The sequence below is a fragment of the Nonomuraea sp. NPDC001699 genome (genome assembly GCF_053596455.1).
In genome coordinates this window covers 1-26,112 of the sequence record NZ_JBSFGF010000022.1, presented here as the reverse complement: position 1 = coordinate 26,112, position 26,112 = coordinate 1, and the positions used below count along the sequence as shown (strand labels likewise).

At 70.6% G+C, this 26,112-nt stretch carries 23 protein-coding genes; 15 read left to right on the top strand and 8 right to left on the bottom strand.

What is annotated here, in order from left to right; translation table 11 throughout:
* Positions 1-793: 793 nt before the first annotated feature.
* The 5 genes from ACWCSU_RS41315 to ACWCSU_RS41295 are packed head-to-tail and all read left to right on the top strand — an operon-like array spanning position 794 to position 6,068.
* Positions 794-1,861 carry a phytanoyl-CoA dioxygenase family protein gene (locus tag ACWCSU_RS41315; RefSeq protein ID WP_357709615.1) on the top strand — a complete coding sequence of 356 codons (1,068 nt, stop codon included), beginning with the start codon at positions 794-796 and terminating at the stop codon, positions 1,859-1,861.
* A complete protein-coding gene (locus ACWCSU_RS41310) occupies positions 1,840-3,153 on the top strand; it encodes a DUF6271 family protein (protein WP_449942103.1) in 1,314 nt (437 codons plus the stop codon). Before ACWCSU_RS41315 ends, ACWCSU_RS41310 begins: the two co-directional genes overlap by 22 nt.
* Positions 3,154-3,170: 17 nt before the next feature.
* Entirely contained in the window at positions 3,171-4,370 is a 1,200-nt protein-coding gene (locus ACWCSU_RS41305) for a type III PLP-dependent enzyme (protein ID WP_449942102.1), read from the top strand.
* Positions 4,367-4,903 (top strand): GNAT family N-acetyltransferase, encoded by a 537-nt coding sequence (locus ACWCSU_RS41300; RefSeq protein ID WP_357709606.1) that lies wholly within the window; start codon positions 4,367-4,369, stop codon positions 4,901-4,903. The genes ACWCSU_RS41305 and ACWCSU_RS41300 overlap by 4 nt, the downstream gene beginning before the upstream one ends.
* Positions 4,884-6,068, top strand: coding sequence for an MFS transporter (locus ACWCSU_RS41295; protein ID WP_357709603.1), 1,185 nt, complete (start codon positions 4,884-4,886; stop codon positions 6,066-6,068). The genes ACWCSU_RS41300 and ACWCSU_RS41295 overlap by 20 nt, the downstream gene beginning before the upstream one ends.
* A 15-nt stretch (positions 6,069-6,083) precedes the next feature.
* On the opposite strand, the gene ACWCSU_RS41290 is transcribed toward ACWCSU_RS41295, so the two are convergent.
* Genes ACWCSU_RS41290 through ACWCSU_RS41280 form a run of 3 tightly spaced genes read right to left on the bottom strand, consistent with a single transcriptional unit; the run spans position 6,084 to position 8,790 of the window.
* A complete protein-coding gene (locus ACWCSU_RS41290) occupies positions 6,084-6,917 on the bottom strand; it encodes a PIG-L deacetylase family protein (RefSeq protein ID WP_449942101.1) in 834 nt (277 codons plus the stop codon).
* Positions 6,918-6,946: 29 nt separating this feature from the next.
* Positions 6,947-7,999 carry a hypothetical protein gene (locus tag ACWCSU_RS41285; RefSeq protein ID WP_449942100.1) on the bottom strand — a complete coding sequence of 351 codons (1,053 nt, stop codon included), beginning with the start codon at positions 7,997-7,999 and terminating at the stop codon, positions 6,947-6,949.
* Between the two features lie 29 nt (positions 8,000-8,028).
* Positions 8,029-8,790: an SDR family NAD(P)-dependent oxidoreductase gene (locus ACWCSU_RS41280; protein WP_357709594.1), complete on the bottom strand. Its 762-nt coding sequence runs from the start codon at positions 8,788-8,790 to the stop codon at positions 8,029-8,031.
* A 59-nt stretch (positions 8,791-8,849) separates the two neighbouring features.
* Between ACWCSU_RS41280 and ACWCSU_RS41275 the strand changes: the two genes are divergently transcribed.
* Entirely contained in the window at positions 8,850-9,503 is a 654-nt protein-coding gene (locus ACWCSU_RS41275; protein ID WP_449942099.1) for a flavoprotein, read from the top strand.
* On the opposite strand, the gene ACWCSU_RS41270 is transcribed toward ACWCSU_RS41275, so the two are convergent.
* A complete protein-coding gene (locus ACWCSU_RS41270; RefSeq protein WP_449942098.1) occupies positions 9,485-10,354 on the bottom strand; it encodes a hypothetical protein in 870 nt (289 codons plus the stop codon). The two genes, ACWCSU_RS41275 and ACWCSU_RS41270, sit on opposite strands and share 19 nt — an antisense overlap.
* Positions 10,355-10,567: 213 nt before the next feature.
* The gene (locus ACWCSU_RS41265; RefSeq protein ID WP_449942097.1) at positions 10,568-10,702 is read right to left on the bottom strand and encodes a hypothetical protein; all 135 of its coding nucleotides are present in this window, start codon (positions 10,700-10,702) and stop codon (positions 10,568-10,570) included.
* A 529-nt stretch (positions 10,703-11,231) separates the two neighbouring features.
* On the opposite strand from ACWCSU_RS41265, the gene ACWCSU_RS41260 reads away from it, so the two are divergent.
* The 4 genes from ACWCSU_RS41260 (at position 11,232) to ACWCSU_RS41245 (ending at position 17,882) form a co-directional block, all read left to right on the top strand.
* Positions 11,232-12,437: an ROK family transcriptional regulator gene (locus ACWCSU_RS41260; protein WP_449942096.1), complete on the top strand. Its 1,206-nt coding sequence runs from the start codon at positions 11,232-11,234 to the stop codon at positions 12,435-12,437.
* 236 nt (positions 12,438-12,673) lie between these two features.
* Positions 12,674-14,275, top strand: a complete 1,602-nt coding sequence (locus ACWCSU_RS41255) for a hypothetical protein (RefSeq protein ID WP_449942095.1) — start codon at positions 12,674-12,676, stop codon at positions 14,273-14,275.
* Positions 14,272-16,098: an ABC transporter ATP-binding protein gene (locus tag ACWCSU_RS41250; RefSeq protein ID WP_449942094.1), complete on the top strand. Its 1,827-nt coding sequence runs from the start codon at positions 14,272-14,274 to the stop codon at positions 16,096-16,098. Before ACWCSU_RS41255 ends, ACWCSU_RS41250 begins: the two co-directional genes overlap by 4 nt.
* Positions 16,095-17,882: an ATP-binding cassette domain-containing protein gene (locus ACWCSU_RS41245; RefSeq protein WP_449942093.1), complete on the top strand. Its 1,788-nt coding sequence runs from the start codon at positions 16,095-16,097 to the stop codon at positions 17,880-17,882. Before ACWCSU_RS41250 ends, ACWCSU_RS41245 begins: the two co-directional genes overlap by 4 nt.
* 25 nt (positions 17,883-17,907) lie before the next feature.
* Here ACWCSU_RS41245 and ACWCSU_RS41240 read toward each other — a convergent pair whose 3' ends face one another.
* Complete coding sequence (locus tag ACWCSU_RS41240; protein ID WP_449942092.1) at positions 17,908-19,716, bottom strand: glycosyltransferase; 1,809 nt, start codon at positions 19,714-19,716, stop codon at positions 17,908-17,910.
* Positions 19,717-20,095: 379 nt separating this feature from the next.
* On the opposite strand from ACWCSU_RS41240, the gene ACWCSU_RS41235 reads away from it, so the two are divergent.
* Genes ACWCSU_RS41235 through ACWCSU_RS41215 form a run of 5 tightly spaced genes read left to right on the top strand, consistent with a single transcriptional unit; the run spans position 20,096 to position 23,622 of the window.
* Complete coding sequence (locus tag ACWCSU_RS41235; protein WP_449942091.1) at positions 20,096-21,058, top strand: diiron oxygenase; 963 nt, start codon at positions 20,096-20,098, stop codon at positions 21,056-21,058.
* A complete protein-coding gene (gene dcd, locus ACWCSU_RS41230) occupies positions 21,055-21,582 on the top strand; it encodes a dCTP deaminase (RefSeq protein ID WP_357709564.1) in 528 nt (175 codons plus the stop codon). The genes ACWCSU_RS41235 and dcd overlap by 4 nt, the downstream gene beginning before the upstream one ends.
* On the top strand, positions 21,579-22,103 hold the full coding sequence (locus ACWCSU_RS41225; RefSeq protein WP_449942090.1) for a dCTP deaminase: 525 nt from the start codon (positions 21,579-21,581) through the stop codon (positions 22,101-22,103). The genes dcd and ACWCSU_RS41225 overlap by 4 nt, the downstream gene beginning before the upstream one ends.
* The gene (locus ACWCSU_RS41220; RefSeq protein WP_449942089.1) at positions 22,100-23,191 is read left to right on the top strand and encodes a glycosyltransferase family 4 protein; all 1,092 of its coding nucleotides are present in this window, start codon (positions 22,100-22,102) and stop codon (positions 23,189-23,191) included. Before ACWCSU_RS41225 ends, ACWCSU_RS41220 begins: the two co-directional genes overlap by 4 nt.
* Entirely contained in the window at positions 23,191-23,622 is a 432-nt protein-coding gene (locus ACWCSU_RS41215) for an HIT family protein (protein WP_449942088.1), read from the top strand. The genes ACWCSU_RS41220 and ACWCSU_RS41215 overlap by 1 nt, the downstream gene beginning before the upstream one ends.
* A gap of 1 nt (position 23,623) precedes the next feature.
* Here the strand turns inward: ACWCSU_RS41215 and ACWCSU_RS41210 are convergent, their stop codons facing one another.
* Positions 23,624-25,120 carry an AMP-binding protein gene (locus ACWCSU_RS41210; RefSeq protein WP_449942087.1) on the bottom strand — a complete coding sequence of 499 codons (1,497 nt, stop codon included), beginning with the start codon at positions 25,118-25,120 and terminating at the stop codon, positions 23,624-23,626.
* A gap of 92 nt (positions 25,121-25,212) precedes the next feature.
* Positions 25,213-26,112 (bottom strand): beta-ketoacyl reductase (locus ACWCSU_RS41205; protein ID WP_449942086.1); only part of this gene is annotated, 900 nt, incomplete at its 5' end.

Below are 26,112 nucleotides of genomic sequence, written 5' to 3'. Positions count from 1 at the left end.
ACACGCTCACCGCGAAATACGGGGGCGAATGAGGTACGTCAAGCGGAGTGCATAGTGCGCTGAGCGTCCCACGTGCAAGGTTGTCCCCCTTGATGGCAGTCCTTCATGCTCCACCGCCGAGCCGCAGCCAAGCCGACCCCGTCAACTCAAACACCAGATTGATATTTCAAGCTATCGCTCGCCTTGTCAACGGACCCGGTCACAATCAACAACACCGATCTTTAAAGATCTTGAACGGCGCCGCCTGCGGATTTCGGCCGATCGTGGACGCTCCCATCGGGTACTGCCGGGTCCTTGATATGGGCGAACGCGACGGTCGCGTGGACGTGCGGCCCGCGGCGGGCGGTGATAGCCGGGACAGATCAGGGACGCCGGCCCGGGACGCACCGACGAGCCCCCGACGCCCTGATCACACCCCGCGATCCGGTGTGTACCGTGTGCGCAACTTCCGTTCTCCCGCTCTTTCCTTATGTGCGCCGATTTCCAAGAAGCCGGTGAATTGACAGGCCCACCCCGCCCGGCGACGGCGCCGAAAGTCCGAGGGGCCGTCCCTGGCCGGATACACCCGTCCCGTGTAGGGGTGAGCACGGCACGTAGGGGTGTCCAGGACCTGGATGCGTAGTTAACTTTGCGCACGCACGAAATGCGCAGCAGCGACACCGGACAGCCGGAAACGAAAGCCGGCCGGCCGCTCCTCCGGTGGCGGAAGCGCCGAATTTCTCGAACAAGCGTCGAGGGCACGTCGTTCAACACGATTCGGTTCATAAGACGACGCACACCTTGGAGTCGCCACATGCCCGCGCCAGAAGAACAGCCGTACCGAGCCGTTTCGGAAATCGCGTACCTCAGCACGGACGGTGAGACATATGTCGCGCCCACGCCGCTGAAGGACCTCAAGAAATCCCTGCCGCTTCGTGTGCTCTCGGCCGAGGACTTCGCCTTCTGGCAGGCGAACGGCTATGTGGTGGTCAATCGGGCGATCACCACCGAGGCCGCTCTCCGCCTGCTCGGGTTCGCCTGGGACTTCCAGGGCCTCGACCCCGACAAGCCGGAGAGCTGGTACGCCTACCGGGAGTTCCGCTCGGACCTGGAACGGGACCTGTACGTCTACGGTTTCGTCGAGGCTTACCATCACCAGCTCATGTGGGACAGCCGCCAGACCCAGCGGGTCTACGACGCGTTCGTCGACGTGTGGGACTGCCTGGAGCTCTGGGTCACCCTCGACCGGCTCAACCTCAACCCGCCCAACGTCAAGAACCGTGACCGCAGGCTGGTCGCCCCCACGACCAGGGGGTTCGACATAGAGCTCCACTGGGACGTGGACTCCACCCGCAGCGTGCCGCCCCAGAGGGTCCAGGGGCTCATCGCGCTCACCGACACCGAGCAGCTGCTCGGCGGCTTCCACTGCATGCCGGACCTGTTCCGCCAGTTCGACGCGTGGAAGCTCGACCAGCCGGACGACCGCGACCCCTACCGGCCCAACGCCGACCGGAACAGGTTCCCCCTGGCCAGGCCCGAGCTCATGGCCGGCGACCTGCTGATCTGGGACGGCATGCTGGCACACGGTGTCGCGCCCAACCGCTCCCAGTGCGGCGTCCGGGCGGTCCAGTACCTGGCCATGATGCCCGCCCTGGAGTCGCACCACGCCCTGAGGACTTCCAGGGTGAAGTCCTGGCGGACCCTCAGCACGCCGGAATGGAACAGGACGCTGGTCGGCGACGCGACGTTGCACGAGTCGCTCAGGTACGGCCCGGCGAAGCTCAACGAGCTCGGCGAACGGCTGCTGGGGCTCACCTCTTGGACCGCGGGACCGGCTCTACGCTCGACTGGAGGAAGCGCATGCGCAGGAGGATCTGCCTGACCCTGCCCACCAACAGGGCCTGCACCGCCATGGTGTCGGCACTGAGCCAGGAGGCCGCCCACGCGGCGGAGCACTTCGACGTGGACGTCCACGTGCTGATCCTGGACTCCTCCGGCCGGGAGGCCTTCGCGGAGCACGCACGAACCGTACGCGACACCCGCCAGGCGCCCGACGTGACCGTGCATCACCTGGACGAGGCGGAGCAGCGCGGTTTCCTACGGGAGATCATCCGCCGCTCCGAGCAGGCGCAGGCCGAACGTGTCCTCGCGCTCATGCTGCCCGAAGGGGTCTCGTACGGCTCCTGCACCAACAGGGCCTTCCTGATCGCCCGCGCGCTCGGGTGCGAGTCGGTCCACCGCCGGGACTCCGACAGCCGCTACCAGCTCCGGAACGGCCGGCCCGTCTTCCCCGTCCACCAGGAGCTCCTGTCCCTCGGGAAACGCACGTCCGACGCCGCGCGTCACGTGTCGCGGACGGCGCTGGAGCCCTGCCACGAGGACAGGCGGGTGGTGCTGGTCGGCGGCTCCTTCATCGGGGAGATGTCCGTGGACCTCGGTGAGATGCACCGGCTCCACCAGGGCCTCTACCACGACATCGTCGCCCTCTGGGCTCCCCTGACCTGGCCCGAGGAGAAGAAGCGCGAGCTGGTCGACGAGTCGTTCAAGGGCGCCGGGACGGAGGCGTTCACCCACGACCGGTCCGTCCTCGGCCGCGTCGATCCCATGCGGGTCGACATGTGCAACATCAGCTTCTTCCAGGTGCACGAACGAGTCCCGCTGCTGCCCGCGACCGACACCATCGGCAGCGACTACTTCCTGATCCACCTGGTCCACGCCGCGGGATTGCCGGGCGTCCTGCACAACCGCAACATCGTGAACTTCCACACCGGGGAACGGCGGACGGATTCCGGCTTCACGTCCTACCAGCTGGCGTTCGTGAAGTTCCTCCTGTCGATGCTGTACCTGAACTGGATCTACACGAGGATGGGTGCGGCCGGCACGACGCTCCTCGACCAGGACGGCGCCGTCCGCGCCTCCCTCGTCGCCGAGCTCGTCCGGGAGTCCACCGCGCTGGACGTGTCGGAGAACGTGGCACGCCTTGACGTCCTAGAACGGTCCTTCCAGCGGCTCGGGGGCCGCTACGCCTCGATCGCCGACCGGCTGACCGGCCTCCGCCCGCGGTTGCTGGAGGAGGCCCGCCGGGACATGGAGGACTTCGCGCTGCTGATCGACTCCTGGAACGGGCTGATGCGGGCCGCCTCGACCGCCGGCTTCCACCAGCTGAGCCGGTAGCCGGAAGAGGAACCGTCATGCACGTCACGGCCCGCCTGCTGGCCGCACTGGAGGCCGCCACCGAGGACAGGTTCGTCTTCGATCTCCCGGGCATCGAGGAACGGTACGCGGCGCTGCTGCGCGAGCTGCCCGGCGTCTCGGTGCGATTCGCGATCAAGGCGTGCCCGGTCGCCGAGGTGCTGTCCTGCCTGGCGCGCAAGGGCTCCGGCTTCGACGCGGCGAGCCCCAACGAGGTGGCGCAGGCGATCGCGGCAGGCGCCCCCCTCGACCGGATCCATTACGGCAACACCGTCAAGTCCGACCGGAACATCGCCGAGGCGTACCGGCTCGGCGTCCGGGACTTCGCCACCGACAGCGTGGAGGACGTGCGGGCGATCGCGGCCCACGCTCCCGGCGCCCGGGTGTTCTGCAGGCTGGCCACCGACGGCCGGGGCGCGATGTGGAGCCTGAGCGACAAGTTCGGCTGCTCGGCCGCCGACGTGCCCATCGTCCTGGAGGCCGCGCTGGCGGCGGGCCTGATCCCCGCGGGCCTCTCCCTCCACGTCGGCTCCCAGCAGATGACGGCCGAGGCGTGGATCAGCGCCCTGGCCGGTCTGGCGGACGTCCTCGCCGCCCTGAACCGGCGCGGGATCCCCCTCACCCGGGTCAACCTCGGCGGTGGACTGCCCGCGCTCGGCTACCTGGACCACGGGGGCAGGCCGCTGAATCCGCCGCTGGACAAGATGTTCGCGGTGATCCGGGAAGGGATGCAGCGGCTGCGGGAGATCTCGGACCACGCGCTGGACTTCGTCATGGAACCGGGACGGCATCTGGTCGCCGACCACGGCGCCCTGCGAGCGCACGTGTGCCGGCTGTCCACACGACGCCGGGCCGACGGCGAGCGCCAGTACTGGCTGTACCTCAGCTGCGGCAAGTTCAACGGCTTGTACGAGATGGACGCGGTGCAGTACCCGATGATCTTTCCCACCCATCCCGGCAGGGACCACGTCCAGGCGATCGTCGCGGGCCCCACCTGCGACAACCACGACACGTTCAACGAGGGCCGCGTCACGGTCCCCGTGCCCAGGGCCGTCGCGTCGGGAGATCCGGTCTGGCTGCTGTCCTGCGGCGCCTACGCCACCAGCTACACGACGCAGGGCTTCAACGGCTTCAGCCCACTCCCCTATGTCTGCGTCGATCGCGAGCGCGACCTCCCGCCGGAAGGCGAGGGCAGATGAGCCAGGACGTGCGCATCAGGGGCATCTCCGACGGCGACTGGGACGACATCGCGGCTCTTGAGTCCGTCGTGTACGGCGACGCGGGCCTGTCGGAGGGCCGGGCCGCGCTCCGATCCCGGGCCGAGGTCTCGCCGGACACCTGCTTCCTCCTGGAGTGCGGGCGGAGGCCGGCCGGCTACGTGATCGCCCTGCCGTACCCGATGTTCCGCTTCCCGGACCTGACCAGGCCGGAGCGGGAACGTTTCCGTTCGGCCAACCTGCACCTGCACGACCTCGTCATCGCCGAGGACTTCCGCGGCAGGGGGCTGGCCCGGCTGCTCCTGCGCCACCTGAGCGCGCACGCGGAACGGGCGGGGTTCGAACACATCTCCCTGGTCGCCGTCGAGGGCACGGAGCCCTTCTGGTCCGCGCAGGGCTACGACGCCCATCGAGAGATCGCCGTCCCGAGCTGCTACGGCCGGCGTTCGAGGTACATGTCCACGCCGGTCACCGCAACGGGAGGGACTGAAACGCATGTCGCGTGCGCCCCATGACTTTCGACGGGCACAACTGGCCGTCGCCGCCCTGTTCTGCACGCTGGGGTTCCAGTACGCCACCTGGGCGGCCCGGCTGCCCGACATCAAGGCGCGGCTCGGGCTGAGCGAGGCCGAGGTGGGCCTGCTGCTGATGGCCTGCGGGGTCGGGGGCGTCCTGTCCTTCTCCCTCGTCCCGGTGCTGACCAAGCGTCTCGGGTCACGACGCCTGGCGCTGTTCTCGGCCCTGTACATGGGCGTCCTCCTGATCGCCCTGGCCGTGGCGCCGAACTACCCGACCGCGCTGGTCATCATGTGCGGTGACGGGATCGGCGCCGGCGCGTTGAACGTCGCCATGAACGCCCAGGGAGCCGCGCTCGAATCCCGCTTCCGGCGCACCACCATGAGCAGGCTGCACGCCACCTTCAGCGGCGGGGCCCTGCTCGGCGCGGTCCTCGCCTCGGGCGCCACCTCGCTGACGCCGGCCGTCCTCGTTCACTTCGTGCTGGCCGCCGCGCTCATCCTCCTGCTCACGACGTACGCCCGAAGGGGTCTCCTGGCCGACGCGCCCCCGCCCGAGGAGCCGGCACCGGCCAAGGCCCGCCGCGGGTTGCCCGTGCCGACCCGCCTCACCGTCTGGATGGGCTGCGCGATGGTGTTCGGCACCGTGACCGAGGCCTCCATCACCGACTGGTCGGCCCTGTACCTCAAGGACGTGGTCAGCGCGCCGCCGCAGCTGGTGCCCATGGGCGTGGCCGTGGCCTCGGTCACGATGGTGACGGCGCGCGTGTTCGCCGACGGCTGGCGCAGCCGGTGGGGCGACGGCCTCGTCGTCCGCGCCGGAAGCGTCCTGGCCGGCGTCGGGCTCGGGCTCGCCCTCCTGACCGGCGGGCTGATCCCCACCCTGCTCGGCTTCGCCTGCGTCGGGATCGGCATCGCGGCCGTGACGCCGTGCATCTACGTGGCCGCCGCGCGGCAGGGCACCGACGCCCTGGCCCTGGTGGCGTCCATGGGGACGACGGGGCTGCTGGCGGGGCCGCCGATCATCGGGTTCATCGCCGGCGCGAGCAGCCTGGTGTGGGGCATGGGAGCGGTCGTCGTCGCGGCCCTGCTGGTGTGCGTCTGCGCCACCTGGATCCGCTGGCCCGCCCCGGCGGTGGAGGGGACGAGCGCGCCCGCGCCCTGATCCGCTCCCGCCCGCTCAGCGGGGCCGGTCGTCGCGCTGTCGCAGCCACGGGGGCGGACGGTCCGTCCCCTCGGCCGCTCCGGCCGGCTCCGGCCAGAAGAGCTCCACGGCGACCCCGTCCCCGCGATCGACCGCGTGCTCGTGCAGCTGGGTCCGCCATCGGTCGTCGTGCCAGTGGAGCCTGAGCTGGGAACCGTACGCCTCCACGGCCCGCCACTTGTGCTCCCAGGCGGCCGGGGCGGCGGCGTACGGCCAGGCCGATCCCGCGATCCCCCGCCTCCTCGACCCCAGCATGTACGGCAGGTCCTCCCACAACATCGCGGGCAACCCCGTCGCGTGGGCCGCCGCCAGGACCGCCCGCCGGGTCAGCCGGTGATCCACGTGTCCGCCGAAGCCCGCGCAGGTGACCAGCACGTGCGGAGCGGCGTCCCCTCGGCAGTGCTCGATGATCGCGTTCGCCAGGTCCGGACCCAGCCGTCCGTCCTCGGGCAGCCGGGAGTCGAACATCGAGCGCATGCCGTCACACAGCCACGACCCGTCCTCGCGTCTCCGGTAGACGGCGTCCGGGAAGGGCAGGTGACAGGTGGACGCGCCCAGCGCCGCGGCCGCCGCCTCGTCCTCCGCCCGTCGCGTCGCCATCGCGTCCGCGCCCAGGCCGCTGGAGTCGTGGTACGCGCGGGCCACCGGTGACAGGAGGCCCGGCGCGTCCCCGGCGAATGCCGTGATGACCCGCACCTCGGCTCCCCGGCTCGTCCAGTCCGCGATGGAGGCGCCGATGGACAGGACCGCGTCGTCGAGGTGCGGCGAGACGACGGCGACCCTCGGTGGAGCGGCGTCCGCGTCAGGCATGGCCGCCGTTCCCTTCGACCGCGTCCGCGTCAGGCATGGCCGGCCTCCCAGGCCCGGCGCACACCGTCGGCCATGGCGGTGCGCAGCGCCTGCGGAACGGCCTGGTCTCCGGCGGTCCGAAGGATCCCGGAGGAGGCCGACTCCAGGGATCGGGTCACCTCCGGCCCGGCGGGCGGACCGGACCGGGCGGGCGCGGCGGTTCGCGCGATCAGGCCCAGGCTGTAGCCGGTGAGCCACAGCCCGAAGAAGAGGTTCCGCTCCTTCTGCCCCAGTCCGGCGTGACCTTCGACGACGTCCTTGCCCTGGGAGATGACCGCCTGCGCGTCCACTCCGTGCGACCTGAGTACGTGGAAGGCGTCCCGGCGCGCCCAGCCTCCGTGGTCACCTCGCACCAGACAGCGGGGGATGCCCCCGTCCATGGTGGACAGCACGGGAAGCACCGCCGGGGCGGCGACGTGCCCGGACCAGCCCGTGCCCCGGGGGGCCGGGAGGAAGCAGGCGGCCCGGCGCTCCCCCATCGCGGCGTTGCCCCGCAGGCTCTCCCCGCCCAGGTGGTCCACCAGGTTGGGCACGAGCACCACCTGCGAGACGCCCTTCTCGTCCAGGAAGTGACGGAGGGCGATGTCGTCCTCGGGGATGTCCGGCAGGCTCCGGCCGGCGAACTCGCGGGCCGCGTCCGCGGGCAGCACCAGCGCCACGGTGGGGATGTAGTGATCGACGACCTGCGCGAAGGTGCTCCCGCCCAGGGCCGCCAGCCGGACGTTGTACGAGCTGTCGGACCCCCATTCGGTGAACAGGCAGATCGCGTCCCGAGGGCGCAGCCCGATCGCCCGGCGCACGAGCGGCAGGAATCCCGCGCACAACCGCGCGTCGTCCTGGACCACCAGGTGGTGGGTCGCGTCGGCGCGGGCCATGCCCCACGCGACCCGCGCGGTCCGCAGCGCCGACGACGGCCCTCCGGGGTCGGGATCGAGCGCGAGGGTGAAGCCCATCTCCGGATGGCGGGCGCGCAGGGCCAGCGCGTCCGCCCTTCTGCGCGGATGAGCCATGATGGTTGCCGACAGCACCACGTCCGCGGCCAAGGCCGCCTCCTTCCCGATCCACGCCGCCGTCAGACCGTGCTGCCCCCGTCCAGGACGAGTTCGTGACCGACGAAGAGCTCGGCCTGCGGCGACGCCAGCCACAGGGCCGCGCCCGCCACCTCGCCGGTGCGGCCGATCCGGCCGATCGGCAGCTCCCTGGCCGTCCGGGCGTCCCGCTGCGCGTCCCCCTCGCCCGGGAGCCGGGACATGGCCGTGTCGATGGGGCCGGGCACGATGAGCGCGACGCGGATCCCGTCGGCGATGCATTCGAGGGCCGCCGTACGGGTCAGCGCGGCGATGCCCGCCTTCGTCGCGGCGTAGGCGCCCAGGCCGGGGATCGTCACGCGCGTGCCCACGACCGACCCGATGTTGATGACGACCCCGCCGTCGTGCGACCGCAGGTGCGCGATCTCGTGCTTCATCGACAGCCAGGTGCCGGTCAGGTTGTTGTTCAGCACCGTCTGCCAGTCATTCTCCGGCAGGTCCGCCAGTTCGCCGCGTCCGTGCAGAATTCCCGCCGCGTTCACCGCGACGTGGAAACGCCCGAACTCGGCCGCCGCGCTTTTCACGGCACGGGCGACATCCGCCTCGGCGCTGATGTCGGCGCTCACTCCGGCGACCGGTTTTCCCTTTTCCCGGAACTGCGCCAGGGTCGTGGCGAGAGCCGATTCATCACGATCCACGATTATCACGCCGGCGCCCTCGTCGGCGAATGCCGCCGCGACCGCGCGGCCGATGCCGGACGCGCCTCCGGTCACGAGTACCGCCTGGCCCGCGTACCGCTCTCCCATCGATTCTCCTTCGACGACGTGTACCCTCACTGAAAAGTCCGCCGATCCGGGGAGAAGCCGTGACGGCTGATGCCGTGAATCCACGGGAAACGGCCGCGCCCGCCCGGCCTCCCGCTTTCAGCTGCGCCAGGCTGCTGTTGATCGGCACGGGCTCCATCGGCGTGGCCAACCTGCCATTCTGGCTCAGCTGGCTGCGCGTCTCCTATCCGCGTCTCGATTGCCGGACCGTGGTGACGAGAAGTGCGGAGAAATTCGTCACGCGCGCCGCGCTCACCGCCCTTTCCGGCCGCGAGGCGTTGTCCGACCAGTGGTCCGACCAGTGGTCCGACGACGCGGAGACGGGCGCCCGGCACGTCGAATGGGCGCAATGGCCGGACGCCGTCATCGTGTGGCCGGCCACCTTTCAGTTTCTCGCGCGCCTGGCGCTGGGCCTGGCGGACACCCCGTCGCTGCTGGCTCTGCAATGCACCACCGTTCCCGTCGGTCTCGCGCTCTCCCTGCCTCCTGGCGGATGGGAGAGTCCCGCGCTGCGCGCCCATGTCCGAACGCTCACCGAACGCCCGAACGTCGTCGTCCTGCCTCCCCGGCCCGGCATCAGCCTGACCACCGACCGCCGGGACGGCGGCGCCGCCGTGCCGCTCCCCACGCTCGTCCGCTGCCTGGAGGAACGACTCGGCCGGCGACAGGCCGATCCTCAGGTCCCACCGAGGTAGGCCAGGATGCGGGCCGCCACGTCGTCGGCGGTCGCCCACACCGGTTCGTCACCTGCCGGACGCGGCGCCCTGGCAGCCCTCATGTGCCGCCACAGGTCGTCCGGGCTCGCCCGGACGGTCACGCCCGTCGTCGCACCGGCGTCGGCGAGCAGCCGCAGGCGTCTGCGGGTGGCGTCGTTCAACACGCCCGCCTCCACCGTCACGACCGCGATGTCGCTCCGGCTCAGCTCGCAGACGGTGAACCCGGCGGCGTCCGCCACCACCACGTCCGCGGCGGAGAAGTACGGTTCCGGATCCTGTGTGACGCCCACCCAGGTGACGCCGCCGTGCGGGAAGGGATCACCGGCGTCCGGTCCGGCCAGGACGAAGAGGCGATCCCGCGGGCCGGCGTGCGTCCGCCACGCCTCCAGCGCGAGTGCCGCGATCTGACGGGCCTCCGGCCGATCCGTCATGCCGCCGAGGGTGACGACGGCCATGAACGCGTCCGGCGGGACTCCCAGGTCGTGGCGTGCCGAATTCCCGTCGTTCCCGAACCTGTTCACCAGCGGCCCGGTGAAGTGCACCGGCACCGTGATGTGCGGAAGCTCCTCGTGCGCGTCCCGGAAGTCCGGCACGACGATGGCCGTGGCCTTGTTCAGCAGGGCGTTGGCCCGCGGGCGTCCCCACTGGGAGAAGAACCAGTCCGTGATCAGCACGCAGGGCACGTCGAGCGCGTCCTTGCAGATCGGCAGCGCCCAGACCACCTCGTCGGCGATCACCAGGTCGGGCCGGCCGGCGCTCGTCAGGAACTCGAACACCCGCCGGCCCGCCGCGTGGGTCATGTCGGCGTCGTCCGGGATCCCGAGATCCACGAACGGGACACCGTGCAAGCCGTAGTACCTGCAGCCCGAACCGGACGACGCCAGGCTGATGTCGGCGTCCGGCAGCATTCCGCGGACGGATTCCAGGATGCGCAGATCCCGCGCCGCGTGACCGAACCCGTGTCCTCGGGTCAGGAACACCACGCCGGGCCGCGAGGAGGGCGTTCCGCGTTCACCGCCTGAACGACGCACGGTCGGCGGACGTCAGCAGGCGTGGATGCCGGCGACCTCCATCGCCTCCAGATCGTCCTGTTTCATGATCTCTACCAGGTCATCCCATCTGCCGTCGATTGCCGCGAGCCAGGTGCTGTTCGGCTGCTCGTTCACGTTGAGCGTCATGAACTACCTCCACATCTGACCGACCTCATTGCGTCATGGATATCGACGGCCGCCACGCGCGAACACCCCCTGGATTCGTTACCACGCCCCCTGGGCGGCAAATTCGGCCAAGAACTCGCGCGGCCTTTGGACATTCCGTTGAATGGACGTTTGTGCGCGGCGGTCTCCGACAGAGATCAGCATAACGGCGGCCGGCGAAATGCGGCACCTACCGGTTTTTACCGATCACGCTGTTATGCACCGGACCCGGGATCAGCCGTGAACGCCCCGCCGGACCGGACCGGCGGGCGTTCAAGTGGCAAAAGTGGCCACTCGACGGCTTCCGGCCGCCGGCCGTCCGGGGCCCGACAGAACCGGCGCCGGAACCGGCGCTGCGCCGTGCACGAATCCCCCGGGCACGGCCAGGTGATTGGGATAGAGTTCGAAGATCGCTTTCCTGAACGACTGGTGATCGTTTCCCGCCTCGGCCCCTTGGGGAAGATTCCATCCTGGAGATGGTCGCCTTGCTTCGGCCGACCGAGGGAGTGCTTTGCGGGGCAGGTTGGAACATATAAAGGCACAGCCCGGGCGTCCGCGTCTATTACGTGAGCTCAACGATCGTGCCGCGCTGAAGCTGCTGGGCTCGTCGGGAGCGATGACCCGGGCGCAGGTGAGCGAGATGACCGGGCTGTCGAAGGTGACGGCCAGCAACGTCCTGTCGCGCCTGGAGGATCGGGGCTTCCTCATCAAGGTCGGCGTGCAGGAGGGCGGACGAGGCCCCTCGGCGGCTCTCTACGGGCTCAACCCGTCCTGCGGCTACGTCGTCGGGATCGTGGTCTACCTGGACGCCACGACCGCCGTTCTCGCCGACATCTCGGGAGACGTGCTGGCGGAGACGGCGGTGGCGACCGACCCCACCGTCGATCCCACCAGGACGATCCAGTCGATCGTCACCTACCTCACGAAGGCCGCCCGGATCGACGTCGCCCAGGTCCAGGTGTGCGTGATCTCCCTCCCGGCCGTCATCGACCCGACGACCAGCCACATCCGCTTCTGCTATGACATGCCCGCCTGGCGGGGTGACGTGAACGAGGTCCTGCGCCAGAAGCTGCGGATGCCCATCACCATCGACAACGACGTCAATCTCGCCGCCATCGCCGAACGGGCACTGGGAACCGCGAGCGACGTCCGCAGCTTCATCCTGGTCTGGATCGGGCGCGGTCCCGGATCGGCCGCCATGGTGGGCGACCAGTTGTTGCGCGGGACGGTGGGCGCGGCCGGGGAGCTCGGCTGGATGCCCGTCCCCGGCGCGCCCCTGAGCGACGGCGAGTTCGACCGCAACCGCCACGAGGTGGGCGCCGCCTTCCAGTCACTGGTGGGCTGGCGGGCGGTCCAGAAGCTGGCCGCCGAGCACGGGATCGTGGCCGAGAGCGCCGCGGGGGCCGTCGCCGTGGCGGCCGGCACGGCGGCCGCCACGGCCGCGGGGGCCGCCTTCCTCGACGAGCTGGCGCAGCGGATCGCGCTCGGCGTCACCTCGATCTGCACCGTGCTCGATCCCGAGCTGGTGGTGCTGGGCAGCGACGTCGGCACCGCCGGAGGCGACGAGCTGGCCGGCCGCGTGCAGACGGCCGTCGCCGGGATGTGCCTGGCCCGTCCTCGGGTGGAGGCCAGCAGGATCCCGCACAATCCCGTCGTGCGTGGCGCCTTGCTCGTCGCGGTCGAGCAGGCACGCGAGCAGGTGTTCTTCGGCGGTTGAGCCCGGCGATGTAGACGTCCTGGTGACCGCTGTGGCAGATTGCCCTCTGACCGGTCGCCGAACCCCACGCCGAGCACCGCCTTCTCGGTCGCCCCCCGTCCGGAGCAGGCGCAGGCCGCGAGGACGGAAGCGGCCCGGAACGAGCGCCGCGCCGTCCACCCCGTCTTCGAGCTCGCCCGGCAGGCGCCGGGACCGGGTTCGTTCGGTCTTCCGGCTGAGCCCGTGAGGAGCTCCATGTGCTGAAGATCAGCCTCGCCGTCATGTACCACCCCAGCCGGACGCGCCGGGCCGAAGCCCTGGCCGAGCGGTGCGGGCCCCTCACACCGGTCCTCGTACGCGATCCGGACCCGGACGCCGCCCCCAGCCCGCTGCGGACCGCGAAGCTCGCCTGGGCCGCCGCTCCCCCCGACGCGACCCATCACCTGGTCCTCCAGGACGACGCGGTGATCGCCGAGGACTTCGTCGCACAGCTGCGCTCCGTGGTCGCCCAGCGCCCGGACCACGGGATCGCCCTGTACGTCAACCACGTCAGCCTGCGCAACTCCTACCGCGTACGACGGGCGGCGGCCCTCGGCTCGTGCTGGGCGCCCGTGTCGCGGCACGAGTACACCCCCACCCTCGGGTTCGTGCTCCCGGCGCACCACGCGCGGGCCCTCGCGACGTATCTCCGGACGCTTCCCGACGAGTTCCGGGCCGACGACGAGGCCGTCACCGTCTTCTGCCGGAAGCAGGGCATACCGGTGACCGCCGCCGTCCCGAACCTGCTGGACCACGCGGACCTGCCGAGCATCGCCGGCAACGACAACCACGGTTCCCGGCACGCGACCGTGTTCGCGGACGCCCTGGAGCTGCCCGAGGGCTACTGGGACGACGGGACGGACGAGCCGCCGCCCGACGCGGGCGTCCCGCCGTTCACCGTGGACGTCTACGACTCCCGCTGCCTGATCCGCTTCACGAGGCCCGGCACCGGCGAGCCCGTCGACCATCTCTACGGCTGGTACTGGCGCGACTGGTGCCGCCTGCTGGACGTCGAGGCCGAACACGTCGTCGAGAGCTGGCGCGCGCACGCCGGCGACCGGGACCGGGTGAGCCTGGAGTTCTGGGCCGCCGGATATCTCCTGGGAGCCGACGTCTCCCGCTTCCCCTCGAAGGACGGAAGGGACCGTCCGGCGTTGCGCGCGGCGGTGGCCTCGTGGGTCGAGTCCGGTGTGTCCCCTCAGGACGAGGTCGACGAACCGGGCAGAGCTGCCTTGATCGACACGTGCCTGGCGGGGTTCCGGGCGAGCAGCGCCGCCGCGGGCAGCGGTGAGCTGATCGGCAGGATGGCCAGGCGCGAGGCGGCGGTCGTCACAGCGGTGCCGCCCTGCGAGATCAGGATGGACGTCCTCAAGGCGGAGATCCTGTTCGACGTGCTTCCGTGCCCGTGGTGCCGGGCGGAGCCGAGCACGAGGATGCCGACGCGGTCGGTGATGCCGTACCGCGACGGCTCCTCCCCGCTGCCCGTGCTGGCGCTCCTCAGCTGTGAGGAGATCTCCGCCAGGCACCTGCTGGCGCTGCGCGGCAGGCCCCCGGGGACGCGGCTGCGCACCCGCGCGGCCTTCTGGGCCGAGTACACCGCGAACGCGGCCGGCCCGCTCGGCGACGACGAGATCCGACGCGCACTCACCGCACTCGACGAGGACGAAAGCATGGATCGAGTACTGCCCGTCTCCAGCAGGCTCCCCGGCCTCGCCGAGAGCCTGCACTTCCTCACCGCTCACGTCTCCGGACCGCTCGTCGACCAGCTCAACCGCCGGTATCTGGGGGCGCGCCTGGCCGCGGTGAGAGACCTCCTGTGAGGTTCGGGAGAGCCACCGCCGACGCGGCCGCCATCCTGGAGCTCGCCCCCAAGGCCGGTGCCGGCCTGCTCGGGGCCTCGATCGGGCTCAACGTGCTGATCGGGGCGCTGCCTGCCGCGTTCATCCTCTGGACCGGCGTCATGTTCCAGCGCCTGGTGCAGGCCGACACCCAGGCCCTGGCCGTGGCCATCGGGCTGGCGATCGGCAGCTTCGTGCTCCAGCAGTTCCTCGTCCCCTTCCAGCTGGCCCTGGCGGAGATGGTGACGCGGCGCGTCGACGGCCGCTGCATCCGGCGCGTGATGCTGTCCGCGCTGGTGGACGCGCCCATGAGCGCCCTCGACGAGCAGAAGACGGCCAACAGGCTGGCGGACGCGCGGGACGGGTTCGACCGGGTGCAGCCGACCCCGGGGGACGCCGTCGCCGGGACCCTCGCGCTGATCGCCCGCTACACGCATCTGGCGACCGCCGCCGTGCTCATCGGGGTCGTGCTCGGGATCCTCCCCGGCGTCATCGCGACGGCCACCGCGATCGTCATCAGGACCGGCCAGCGCAGGTCGTTGGCGCGTTTCTCCCAGCTGTGGGACGGCCTGGCCGGCGAGCGGCGCATGGCGGTCTACCTCCGGGGCCTGCTGACCACCCCGCAGTGGGCCAAGGACATCCGGGTCCTGCGGATCCTGCCCTGGCTGCGGAACCGGCACGACGGCGACTCGGGCGGCTACCTGGCGCTGCTGTGGTCGGGCCGCCGGCGGATCTGCTTCGCGCCCTTCCTCAGGTATGCGCTGGTCGCGCTGGTCGGGGGCGCCCTCACGATGGTCATCCTGGCCCGGGAGGCGGCGGGCGGCGGGTTGAGCCTGCTGGAGCTCTCTTTGGCGATCCAGGCCGCGCTCGTGCCGATCCGGTACGGCGTCTACTTCCCGGAGAGCGACGTCAAGACGCAGGTCGGGCTGCAGGCGTATCACGCGATGGTCGAGTTCGAGCGGGCCGCCGCCCGGGCCGCCGGCGTGCGGACGACGGCCCGGGCCGTCCTGGAGCCGCCGCGGCGGGCCATCCGGTTCGACGACGTGGTGTTCGGCTACGGCGAGAAGATCGTCCTGCGGGGGCTCGACCTGGAGATCCCCGTGGGGCGCTCGACGGCGGTGGTCGGCCTCAACGGCGCGGGCAAGACCACGCTGGTGAAACTGCTGGCGCGCTTCTACGACCCGGATGCCGGCCGGGTGCTCGTCGACGGCGTCGACCTGCGGGACATCGACCCTCGGGCATGGCAGCGATCGCTCTCGGTGATCTTCCAGGACTTCGTCAGGTACGAGCTCGGCGCGGCCGACAACATCGGCCTCGGCGCCCCCGACCTGATCCACGACGAGGCCGCGTTGCTGGCGGCGGCCGAGCGCGCGGGCGCGGGCGAGCTGCTGCGCTCCCTTCCCGGTGGGCTGTCCACGCCTCTGTCCAGGGCCTATTCCGGCGGCCGTGACCTGTCCGGCGGGGAGTGGCAGCGCATCTCGCTGGCCCGCGCGCTGCTGGCCGTCGACCGGGGCGCGTCCGTGCTCATTCTCGACGAACCGACCGCGCAGCTCGACGTCCGGGCCGAGGCCGAGTTCTACGACCGGTTCCTGACCTTGACCCAGGGGCTGACGACGGTCGTCATCTCGCACCGGTTCTCGACGGTCCGGCGCGCCGACCAGATCGTCGTCCTGGAGGGCGGCCAGGTCGTGGAGTGCGGCTCTCATGACGGCCTCATGCGGCTGGACGGCCGGTATGCCGGCCTCTTCCGCCTGCAGGCTCAGCGCTTCGGTGACCACGACCCCTCGCTGGAGGCGACCCGATGAGATCCCTGGTGCGCACGGCCGGGGCGCTGTTCGCCCTGTCCGCGCGAGCCGATCGTGGGCGGCTGACGCGGGCGGCGGTGCTGGTGCTCCTCGGCTACCTGTCCACGCCACTGATCGCTCTGACACTCATGGCCTTCACCAACGCCGTGATCGGCGGGGATGTCGCGACGGCCACCTGGTTCGCGCTGGCCGTGAGCGTCCTGCTGGTCGTTGAGCTGATGGCCGTGCACTTCGCGCATCTGGCGTACTTCGAGGTCGGAGAGCTCGTCGAGATCGAGCTCAGCGCGCAGCTCGGCGAGCTCGTCCATGGCGTGCGGGGGCTCGACCACTTCGACGATCCGCAGGTGACGGGGTCCGTCGCGCTGATCCGTGAGGGGATCGCACAGACCCGCGCGGGCATCGAGGCGCTCCTCCAGTTCTGCGGCCTGGCGCTCCAGGTCGCCGTCACCGCCGTCGTGCTCGGGTGGCTGAACCCCTGGCTGATCCTGCTGCTGCCCGCCGCGCTGCCGCCGGTCCTGCTCGGCGGCCACGCGCAACGCCTGGTCGACGCGGCCAAGGAGCAGAGCAGCCAGAGCACGCGGCTGGCCGCGCATCTCCTGGCCGTCGCCACCTCGCCGGCCAGCGTCAAGGAAGTGCGGATCTTCGGGTCGGAGCGGGAACTTCTCGACCGGCAGGGCAGCAGCTGGTCGCGGGTGTCCGCCCTGCTGGCCCGGGCTCAGCTCAAGAGCGCGCTGGTGCGCGCCCTGGCCCAGTTGCTGTTCGCCCTGGCCTACGGCGGGGCGATCGTCACCGTGATCTCCAGCGCGCTCGCCGGCCGGGCCGACCTCGGGCAGGTGGTGCTCGTGATCACACTCGCCGTGCAGGTCAGCGTGCAGGTCTCCAGCGCGCTCGCGTTGCTGGTCCTGCTCCAGACCAGCGGGCTCACCCAGGACCGGCTGTCCACGCTGCGCGCGAGGCTGGGCGGCCGGACGGAGACCCGGCCGGCCCGGCGCCCGCTCCCCCGCCGCCTGACGCGCGGCATCCGGCTGGAGAACGTGAGCTTCGCCTACCCGGGCACCGATCGCCTCGTCCTGCGGGACGTGACGCTCGACATCCCGCACGGCGGCACCGTGGGGGTCGTGGGCGAGAACGGGTCGGGCAAGAGCACCTTGATCAAGCTGTTGTGCGGCCTCTACGAGCCCACCGCGGGCAGAATCCTGATCGACGGCGTGGACCTGCGGGAGTTCTCCCCCGAACTGTGGCGAGCACGTCTGGCCACGCATTTCCAGGACTTCGCCAGGTTCGAGCTGCGCCTGCGGGAGAACGTCGGCCTCGGCCGCCCGGACCTGATCCAGGACGACCAGGCGCTCACCGGAGCGCTGCGCCGAGTGGGCATCGAGGGCATCCTCGACACGGTGCCCGGCGGGCTCGACGGTCTCCTCGGCCACGGCTACGGCGACGGCGTCGGGCTCTCCGAGGGCCAGTGGCAGCGTCTGGGCCTGAGCCGGTGCCATCTGCGCGAGGATCCGCTGCTCCTGCTGCTCGACGAACCCGCGTCGGCGCTCGACGCGGCGGCCGAGCACGCGCTGTTCGAGCAGTACGCCGCGTCCTCCCGCGAGACCGCGCGGAAGTCGGGCACCATCACGATCTTCATGTCGCACCGGTTCTCGACCGTCCGACTGGCCGACATGATCGTCGTCCTGCATCAGGGCAGGGCGGCGGAGACGGGTGACCACGCGGGTCTCATGGAAGCGGGCGGCCTGTACGCGGAGCTGTTCGGGCTGCAGGCCAGGCTCTACCGCTGACCTGGGCCGCGCGGCTCCCCGCAGGTCAACGGGCCGCCGGGGCCGGCTCCGACCTGGGCAGACCGTAGATGCGCGCCCAGCTCTCGCGGCTGGACAGCTCCGGCAACGCCCGCCGGTACCGCTCCCGGACGGCCGCGCCGTTCGTCAGGAGCTTGAACAGCACCTTGCCGCCGTGCACGGCGAGGGAGAGCATGCGCCGCCGGTCGTACCGCCTGACCCGCATGCCTCGCTGGGAGGCGTCGGTCACGACCGCGACCCTGAAGAGCGCCACATGCCACCAGTACGCCTCGTCGTGCGGGATCGCGCCGAGCGCGTGTCGATGACGCCCGCACAGCCCGGCCACCATGCGCCTGATCGTCACCAGGCGCGGTCTCGGGCCGGCGTTGACGATGCGGAGCTCGTCGGAGGCGACGCCGGGCAGGCGGGTGGCCGGATGCGGCCTCGTCTCGGGGAAGGCCGCCCGCAGCTCGCGGACCTCGGACAGGGCGGTGACGCCGCCGTCGGCCAGGACCTCGGGTCCGGTCAGGAAGTCCTCGACGGCCTTCAGGAGCGTGGCGGCCAGGCCGTACCGCATGGACAGCAGGTGCTGGACCAGCTCGCCGCCGAGCTTGGTCAGCAGCCGGCGTCGGCCGAACCTGCCGTGCAGCGCCGAGATGATCAGGTAGTTGCGCAGCAGGAAGTAGCGGTTCAGCTCGTCCAGGTCCTTGGCCGCGAAGTCGGCGTGCCACAGGCCGGCGCCCGGCAGGGTGATCGTGGGGAAGCCGTGCGCGCGGGCGCGGTAGGAGTACTCGGCGTCGTCCGCCTGGAAGAAGAACGGCAGCGGATACCCGATGCCGTCGACCACCTCGCGCGGGATCAGGCACGCCCACCAGCCGTTGGCGCCGGCGTCGAGCCGGCGTTCCTGAAGGGCGTCGTGGAGGAGATCCACGTCCTGCATGCCGTACGGCATCGGCAGGCCGGGCTGGAGCCCGTCGATGTCGCACTGCTGGGAGTCGGCGAGCAGGATCCCGGGATGGAAGAGGTTGAGCATCTGCCCGCCGACGACCATCGGGTGCGCCGTGTGGTCGCCGAACGCGGTGAGCCGGATGATCACGTCCGGCTCCAGCAGCACGTCGTCGTCCATGAACAGCGCGCTCATCGTCTCGGTCGCGGGATCGCCCGCCAGCTCCACGAGACCGCGGGTGAAGCCGCCCGCCCCGCCCAGGTTGGCCTGGACGAGATAGTGCAGACGTTCGCCGAGCCGACGGGCGACCTCCTCGAAGCCCGCGCACTCCCCCAGCCGGTCGGCGCCGTGGTCGACGACGTACACCCTGCCGAGCGCCTCCAGCGCGGTCTCGTCGGAGGTCAGCGCGTTCAGGGTGGCCAGGCAGTCGAGGGGGCGATCGGTCGTGCAGACGACCAGTGCCGCCGGGCGTCGTGCGGGCGGCGTCCCGACCGTCCAGCGCAGGTGTTCCACGGTCAGCCGCCGGCCGGGGTCGGTCTCCAGGTCGGCCCAGAGGGAGCCGCCGTCGACGAACCTGTCCAGCGGCGCGACCAGCACGACGTCGCGCATGCCCGGCCGCACCGTGCAGGTGGCGACGACCCTGGCGGGCCCCTTCGTGTCGGAGGCGCCGATCGACAGGCGTCCCTCTCCGGAGACCCGCGCTTCGACGCGGACCTCCGTCACGTCCGTCCAGCGTTGCCAGTAGCTCGCCGGGAACCGGCCGAAGTAGGTGTCGCCGGAGACCTTCGCGGACGGCCCCAGACTGAGCGTCGTGCGGGTCCGGGTGACGGGTCCGCGGACGACGGCGGCGTACAGGTCGGCGGCGACGACGTCCGAGGGGCCGGCGAACAACCCCCGCTGAACGAGCCGGCGGGCACCCGGAATCGAGCGGGTCGTCGAATCGTGGTTTTCATTTTCGCCACCTGATTGCGTCAACGCAACTCCCGCATGTCGCTCCCGCTCGAATACTCGCGAAACGATACACAGCCGCTTCTCGAAGGCACACCCCGACTTGACAGGTATTGCGGGCGCGAAGAGCATGGAGCACGCGTCGCGAACGCCGCGACAATTCATCGATATTCCGCCGTGCGGCCCTTCGGCGAGCTCGGCTCGCGGATTGTTCACATAGCAACAGGGGCTGAATAAATGCGCCCGGCACCATGTCCAGCAGCACCCCGGAACCAGCGCTAATCGTCCACGAAGAGGGCGGGCAGCCCAGGGAGAGGTCGACGTGACGACCCGAATCGATGAACTCGGCGCGATAAACCCCACCACGCTCCACCGCCTGGCCGCCGCCTGGCCGAGGCGGGCGACCATCCGTACGGACCTGAACAACGTGACTCACCCCGAGGCATATGATCCGGAACTGTTCGACTATCCCGTGTCGCTGTTGCCGTTCGGTGAGCATCCTGATTTCCTGGCGGCCGACGAGCACCGGCAAAGGCTGGTGAACACGCTGGCCTGGCTGATGTGGAACGAACGCGTCATCGCCGCCGAGGAGTTCGTGGCCAATCCGACATTCGAGATGCTGGCCCATGGCGTCTTTCCCGGAGTGGAGAGCGACGCGGCCAGGGAATCGGTGCAGCAATCGCATGTCGACGAGGTGTGGCACACCTACATGCACATGCTCGCCATGCGCCGGACCCGGCAGGCGAGAAAGCTCACCGGCGAGCCCGAGCGGTACTCCCACGCGATCACCAACCGGTCGTTGTACGCCCTGGAGGCGCAGGCCGGCGAGCGATGGGAGCGCGACCTGCTCTACCTGCTGTGGACGGCCGTCGGCGAGATCAGCGTCAACGCGTTCCTCGACCTCATGGCCTCGGACAAGACGATCCAGCCGATGCACGCGCTCGTCGCCCGGCTGCATTCGAGGGACGAGGCCGCGCACGGGCCGGTGATGCTGGAGATCATGCGCGAGGTCTTCCGCAAGCTCGACAGGAAGCAGCAGGACCTCTTCATCAGGAACCTCCCGCAGGGGATCATCGCCTTCGGCGCCGAGGACTACGACATGTGGCCGCAGCTGCTGGAGTTCGCCGACATCCCGAAGGCCAGGGACATCATCGAGGACTGCCGGTCCCTTCCCGGCAACGACCTGCTCGTCACCGACTTCTCCGGCGTGCATCGGCTGGTGCGCGAGCTGGAGATCGAGGATCGCGTCGAGTTCGACTTCGCGACGAACCGGATCACGACGTGATCCTCACCGGCCCGGAGATCATCCAGGCGACCGGGGACGGGCGCATCGACATCTCGCCCTTCAGCCTCGACCAGGTCAATCCGAACAGCTACAACGTACGGCTCGGCGACACGTTGCTGACCTACCCGGACGTGGTCGTCGACGCCCATGAGGCCAATCGCACCCAGGCCGTCTCGATCGACGAGAAGGGGTTCGTCCTCCAGCCCGACGAGCTCTACCTCGGGCACACCGTGGAGCGGGTCGGCTCCGACGTCTACGTCCCGCTGCTGTTCGGGCGCTCCTCCGTCGGGCGGCTCGGCCTCTTCGTGGAGATCACCGCCCCCATCGGGGACATCGGGTTCCACGGTCAGTGGACGCTCATGCTGTCCCCGGTCCGCCCGCTGCGCGTGTACCCCGGCATGAAGATCGGTCAGATCATGTTCTTCGTGTCCTGCGGTGAGATCGATCTCTACGCGGGCAAGTACCAGGCGGCCTCGGGCCCCCAAGCCTCCCGTTACTGGCACGACCGGATGGCTCCGCTGTGATCCTCACCGGGCAGGCGATCGCCGCCGCCGTGCGCTGCGGTGACATCGTCATCGAGCCGTTCGACCCCGGGCGCCTGTCCCCCAACGCCTACGACTGGCGGCTGGGCGACCGCATCCGGGTCTGCGACCGGGAGTTCGACGCCGCCGCCGTCACCACGTACGTGGAGGAGCCGATACCGCCCGAGGGCATGGTCCTGCGGCCGGAACGGCTCTACCTGGGGGTCACCTACGAGCGGACCTCCTCCGAACGCTACGCGCAGATGATCAACGGGAACCACACCGTGGGCGGGCTGGGCGTCTGGGTGCACGTCTCCGCGCCGCTGGGGCACGCCGGCCACTCCATCAACTGGACCCTTGAGATCCGCGTGGCCCGGCCGGTGCGCGTCTACCCGTACATGACGTTCGGTAAGATCATCTTTCTGGTGGCGCACGGGACCATGGCCAGCTACCAGCACATGGGAACGAAGTACCGGCAGACCCGGGGGATCGACATCTCGCACCTGTACCAGGAGTTCCAGTGACCCAGGGCACGGCCGCCCGCGGCGGCGGTGCGATCCTGACCGGGCTGGACCTGCCGCACGGCAGCCCGGGCGGGAGCGTCGAACTGCTGCACGACCTCTATCTGGGGCCGGAGCCGCTCATCGCGGCCGACGTGTTCATGCTCGGCGACGACCCGGGCGCGCGGTCGCCCGTCCTGCTCGACGTCCCCGGCAAGCAGCTGGACGGTCCGGGGTTCTGGGCGTACGTCGACGACCTGGCCGACGCGATCCGCAAACGGTTCCCGGCGGGCGAGCACGGCTTGTTGCACCTGCAACATCTGGCGTTCGGGGCGACGCCCGCACTGCTGCGCGCGTTTCCCGATCTGCCGTCGGTCGCGCTGGTGCACGGGACGGATCTACTGTTCGCCATGGACCATCCGAGTCAGGAGGCCGTTCTCCGCGAGGCCGTCGCCGCCGCTCACGCGATCGTGGTGCCCACGGCGGCCATGGCCGGGCTGCTCCCCTGCGACGGCTCCCGCGTCGTGCACATCCCGTGGGGCATTCCCGATCACCTGCTCACCGCCCCTCCCGAGCGCACGCCGTACGGAGGAGAGGAGTTCCGCGTGCTCTACGCGGGACGTCTCACGGACGAGAAGGGCGGGGCGCTCCTGGAAGCGGTCGCGGGCGTCGAGGGCGTTCGGTTGAGTGTCGCCGCACCTGTGGCGGAGTACCGGGCGTTGGAGCGCGTCACGGACATGTCCGGCGTGCGATACCTCGGCTGGCTGACCCGCCCGGAGCTGTGGCGGGCCTTCGCGCAGCAGGACCTGCTGGTCGTCCCCTCCACGAGGCTGGAGGCGTTCGGGCTGGTCGCCGTGGAGGCTCAGGCGTGCGGTCTTCCGGTGCTCCATCAGCCGGTCCCGGGGCTGGCGGAGGTGCTGGGCGACTCGGCTCTCACCTTCTCGGACCGCTCCGCGCTGCCGGAGGCCGTCATGCGGCTGGCGAAGGACGGCTCGGCCTTGGACGAGCTGCGTGCGGCCGGTTTCCGTAACGCGGCGCGGTTCCCGTTGTCGAGGACCGCGCGGGCGTTGCGGGAGCTGTCCGATCAGCTGCTGCGGAAGGCCGGCCGGTGATGAGTACGCTCTCCGGTGCCGGATGTGTCTTCTGTGACATCGCCGGCCGCCGCCTCCCGGCAGCCCTGTTGTACGAGGACGAGTCGACCATGGCCTTCCTCGACATCACCGCGGTGACGGAGGGCCACACCCTCGTCATCCCCAAAGCCCACGCAGCCGACATCTGGGACATCTCACCGGAGGACGCGGCGGCGGTGATGCGGACCGCCCACCGGATGGCCGCGCGCATCAAGCAGGTGCTCGCTCCCGACGGCATGACCCTCTTCCAGGCCAATCGCGCCGCCGGCTGGCAGGACGTCTTCCACTTCCATCTTCATCTCGTCCCCCGCGAAGACGCCGACCATCTGCACCGCCCCTGGTCGGCCGCACCCGTCAGCCTGGCTTCGCTGGAACCCGTGCGCGCTCGCCTGGCCCTGCCGCCGCTTTCTTGATCTACTCCCGCCCCTCCTCCAGGAGCCGGGCGAGCTTCGTGCGCTCGTTCTTGCCGTTGAGCGTCAGCGGTAGGGCGGGCAGGACGCGGCAGAGCGCGGGCACCTTCGCGGACTCCAGCCGCTCCGCCAGCTCGCGCAGGACGATGTGCGGCTCCAGATCGCCTTCGACGAGGAGCGCCAGATCGTGCCGGCCGTGTGGAGGCAGTGCGGCGGCGGCCCGGACGCCCGGGATGTCCAGCGCGGCGGCCTCGATCTCGGTGGTGCTCATCCGCGTTCCCCTGCGCTTGAACGTGTCGTCGCGCCGGCCCTCGAAGTAGAGGTAACCGGCCTCGTCGAGGTGCCCGTAGTCGCCGGTGTGCAGGCGCGTCCCGCCGGACCCGTCCGGCCGGTAGGTGCGGGCGGTCAGCGTGGGGGCGCGCCAGTAACCCGCCATCACGTTGGGCCCGATCACCACGATCTCCCCCGTCGTGCCGGGAGGGCACGGCGTGCCGTCCTCGCCGAGGATCAGCACGCGCGTTCCGGGCAGGGCGCGGCCGACCGAGTCGGGGCGTTCCCGGTCCAGCTCGGGCTCCATGATCGTGACCCGCTTGCATTCGGTGACGCCGTACATCCGCACCACGCGCGCGCCGGGGAAACACTCGCGCAGCCCCTCGATCGTGGCGGCGGGAAGCGCGGCGCCGGTGCTGGTGACCATGCGCACCGCCGACGCGGCGCCGGGAGCGCGCCTGCCGAGGGTGGCGAGCATGGAGCCCAGCGAAGGGACGACGGGCACGACGGTCGCGCCGCACTCCTGGATCCGCCTCAGCACCGTCAGGTCGGGCCCGTCGCCGGCCAGCACCAGCTCGGCGTTCCCGAGGGCGGACAGGAAGATCTGGTAGAGCCCGTAGTCGAAGGACATCGGCGACCGGCAGAAGACCACGTCGTCCGGCCCGTAGCCGAGCATCGCGTTGATGGCCGAGGCCGCGAACGTCACCTGCGCGTGCGGGCACACCACCGCCTTGGGCGCGGCCGTGCTGCCCGAGGTGTACATCAGGACGGCGACGTCCTGCGCGCGGACCTGCGCGGACTCGGCCGATCCGCCCTGGTCCGCGAGCGTCCGCACCTTCTGCCAGAGGTCGTCGATCTCGTACACCGGCAGGTCGGTGATCGCGCGCATGGCCTCCCCGCCCCCGATGACCAGCTTGGGCTCGGAGTCCTCCAGGACCGAGCGCAGGTGATACGCCTTCATCCCGGGATTCAGCGGCACGAAGACGGCGCCACGGCGGGAGGCGCCATAGAGCAGCGGGACCACCTCGCGCACGTTGGGCAGTCGCACGATGATCCGGTCACCCGGTTCCACACCCGCGTCCGCCAGCCAGGCGGCGACGGCGTGACTGAGCTCGGCCACCTGCCGGTAGCTCCAGCCGCCCTTCGCGTCGCGCACCGCGATGCCGTCGGGGTTCGCGGCCTCGGCGTCGTCCAGCAGGTGGTGCACGAGCCGCGGCGCCGGAGGGGCCACCGTTGGATTCAAGCCGCTCACTACGACTCCCGCTTCTGCCGGATGGATGGTGCCGGGGTGCGGCCTCTGAGTGCCGGCGGAGTCGTGAGACCTCACAGGCCCTTGTCGATCATCGTGAAGAGCTCGTCCGCATCGGCCGTACGCACATCGCCGTCCTTGTTCGCCTGGGGACGGCCTCCGCGCCAGTCGTCCATGAGCTTCTGGAGGCGCACCGTGAGAGCGGTCGCCGCCTCTCCGTCGGCGGAGATCTCCTTCAGCAGCAGGCCCAGCTCGTCCAGGTTGTGCATGGCCCGCGACTCGACCGATTCCTTCTTGGGAAGCACCTGGTCGCCGACGTGCTCGGCGATGGCGGCCGCGGTGGGATGGTCGAAGACCAGCGTCGCCGACAGTCGTAGTCCGGTGACCTGGCTGAGGCGGTTGCGGAGCTCGACCGAGGTCAGCGAGTCGAAGCCGAGTTCGCTGAGGGACTTGTCCGGGTCCACCTGGTCTCCGGAGGCGTGCCCGACCACGGCGGCGACCTCCGAGCGCACCACGGAGAGCACGATCTGTTCCTGTTCGGCCACCGGCAACCCCGCCAGCCGCTGTTCCAGTGGTGTGCGGGTCTCAGGGGCGGGCGCAGCCTCGGCGGTACGGCGTTTGGGGGCGGGTGTCAGGGCTCGCAGGATCGCGGGGACGCCGTCTGGTCGTGTGGCGAGGGCTCGTCGGTCTATGGGGAGCGGGATCAGGAAGGGTTCTGGGGTGGCTTGTGCGGTGTCCAGCAGGTTCATGCCGTGGTGGGCGTCCATGGCGGTGAAGCCTGAGCGGGTCAGGCGTTGCAGGTCATGGGTGGCCAGTTGGTGGGTCATGCCGCCGGTTCGGGGGTCCCACATGCCCCAGGCCAGGGATTGGGCGGGGAGTCCCAGGTGGGTGCGGTGGATGGCCAGGGCGTCCAGGAAGGCGTTGGCGGCTGAGTAGTTGCCCTGGCCTGCGCTGTCGAGGGTGGCGGCGGAGGA

Coding starts and splice junctions, on each gene's coding strand:
- ACWCSU_RS41300 (WP_357709606.1), top strand. CDS start 4,367: ATGAGCCAGGACGTGCGCATCAGGGGCATCTCCGACGGCGACTGGGAC.
- ACWCSU_RS41310 (WP_449942103.1), top strand. CDS start 1,840: ATGCGCAGGAGGATCTGCCTGACCCTGCCCACCAACAGGGCCTGCACC.
- ACWCSU_RS41280 (WP_357709594.1), bottom strand. CDS start 8,790: ATGGGAGAGCGGTACGCGGGCCAGGCGGTACTCGTGACCGGAGGCGCG.
- ACWCSU_RS41305 (WP_449942102.1), top strand. CDS start 3,171: ATGCACGTCACGGCCCGCCTGCTGGCCGCACTGGAGGCCGCCACCGAG.
- ACWCSU_RS41290 (WP_449942101.1), bottom strand. CDS start 6,917: ATGCCTGACGCGGACGCCGCTCCACCGAGGGTCGCCGTCGTCTCGCCG.
- ACWCSU_RS41295 (WP_357709603.1), top strand. CDS start 4,884: ATGTCGCGTGCGCCCCATGACTTTCGACGGGCACAACTGGCCGTCGCC.
- ACWCSU_RS41215 (WP_449942088.1), top strand. CDS start 23,191: ATGAGTACGCTCTCCGGTGCCGGATGTGTCTTCTGTGACATCGCCGGC.
- ACWCSU_RS41265 (WP_449942097.1), bottom strand. CDS start 10,702: ATGACGCTCAACGTGAACGAGCAGCCGAACAGCACCTGGCTCGCGGCA.
- ACWCSU_RS41315 (WP_357709615.1), top strand. CDS start 794: ATGCCCGCGCCAGAAGAACAGCCGTACCGAGCCGTTTCGGAAATCGCG.
- ACWCSU_RS41245 (WP_449942093.1), top strand. CDS start 16,095: ATGAGATCCCTGGTGCGCACGGCCGGGGCGCTGTTCGCCCTGTCCGCG.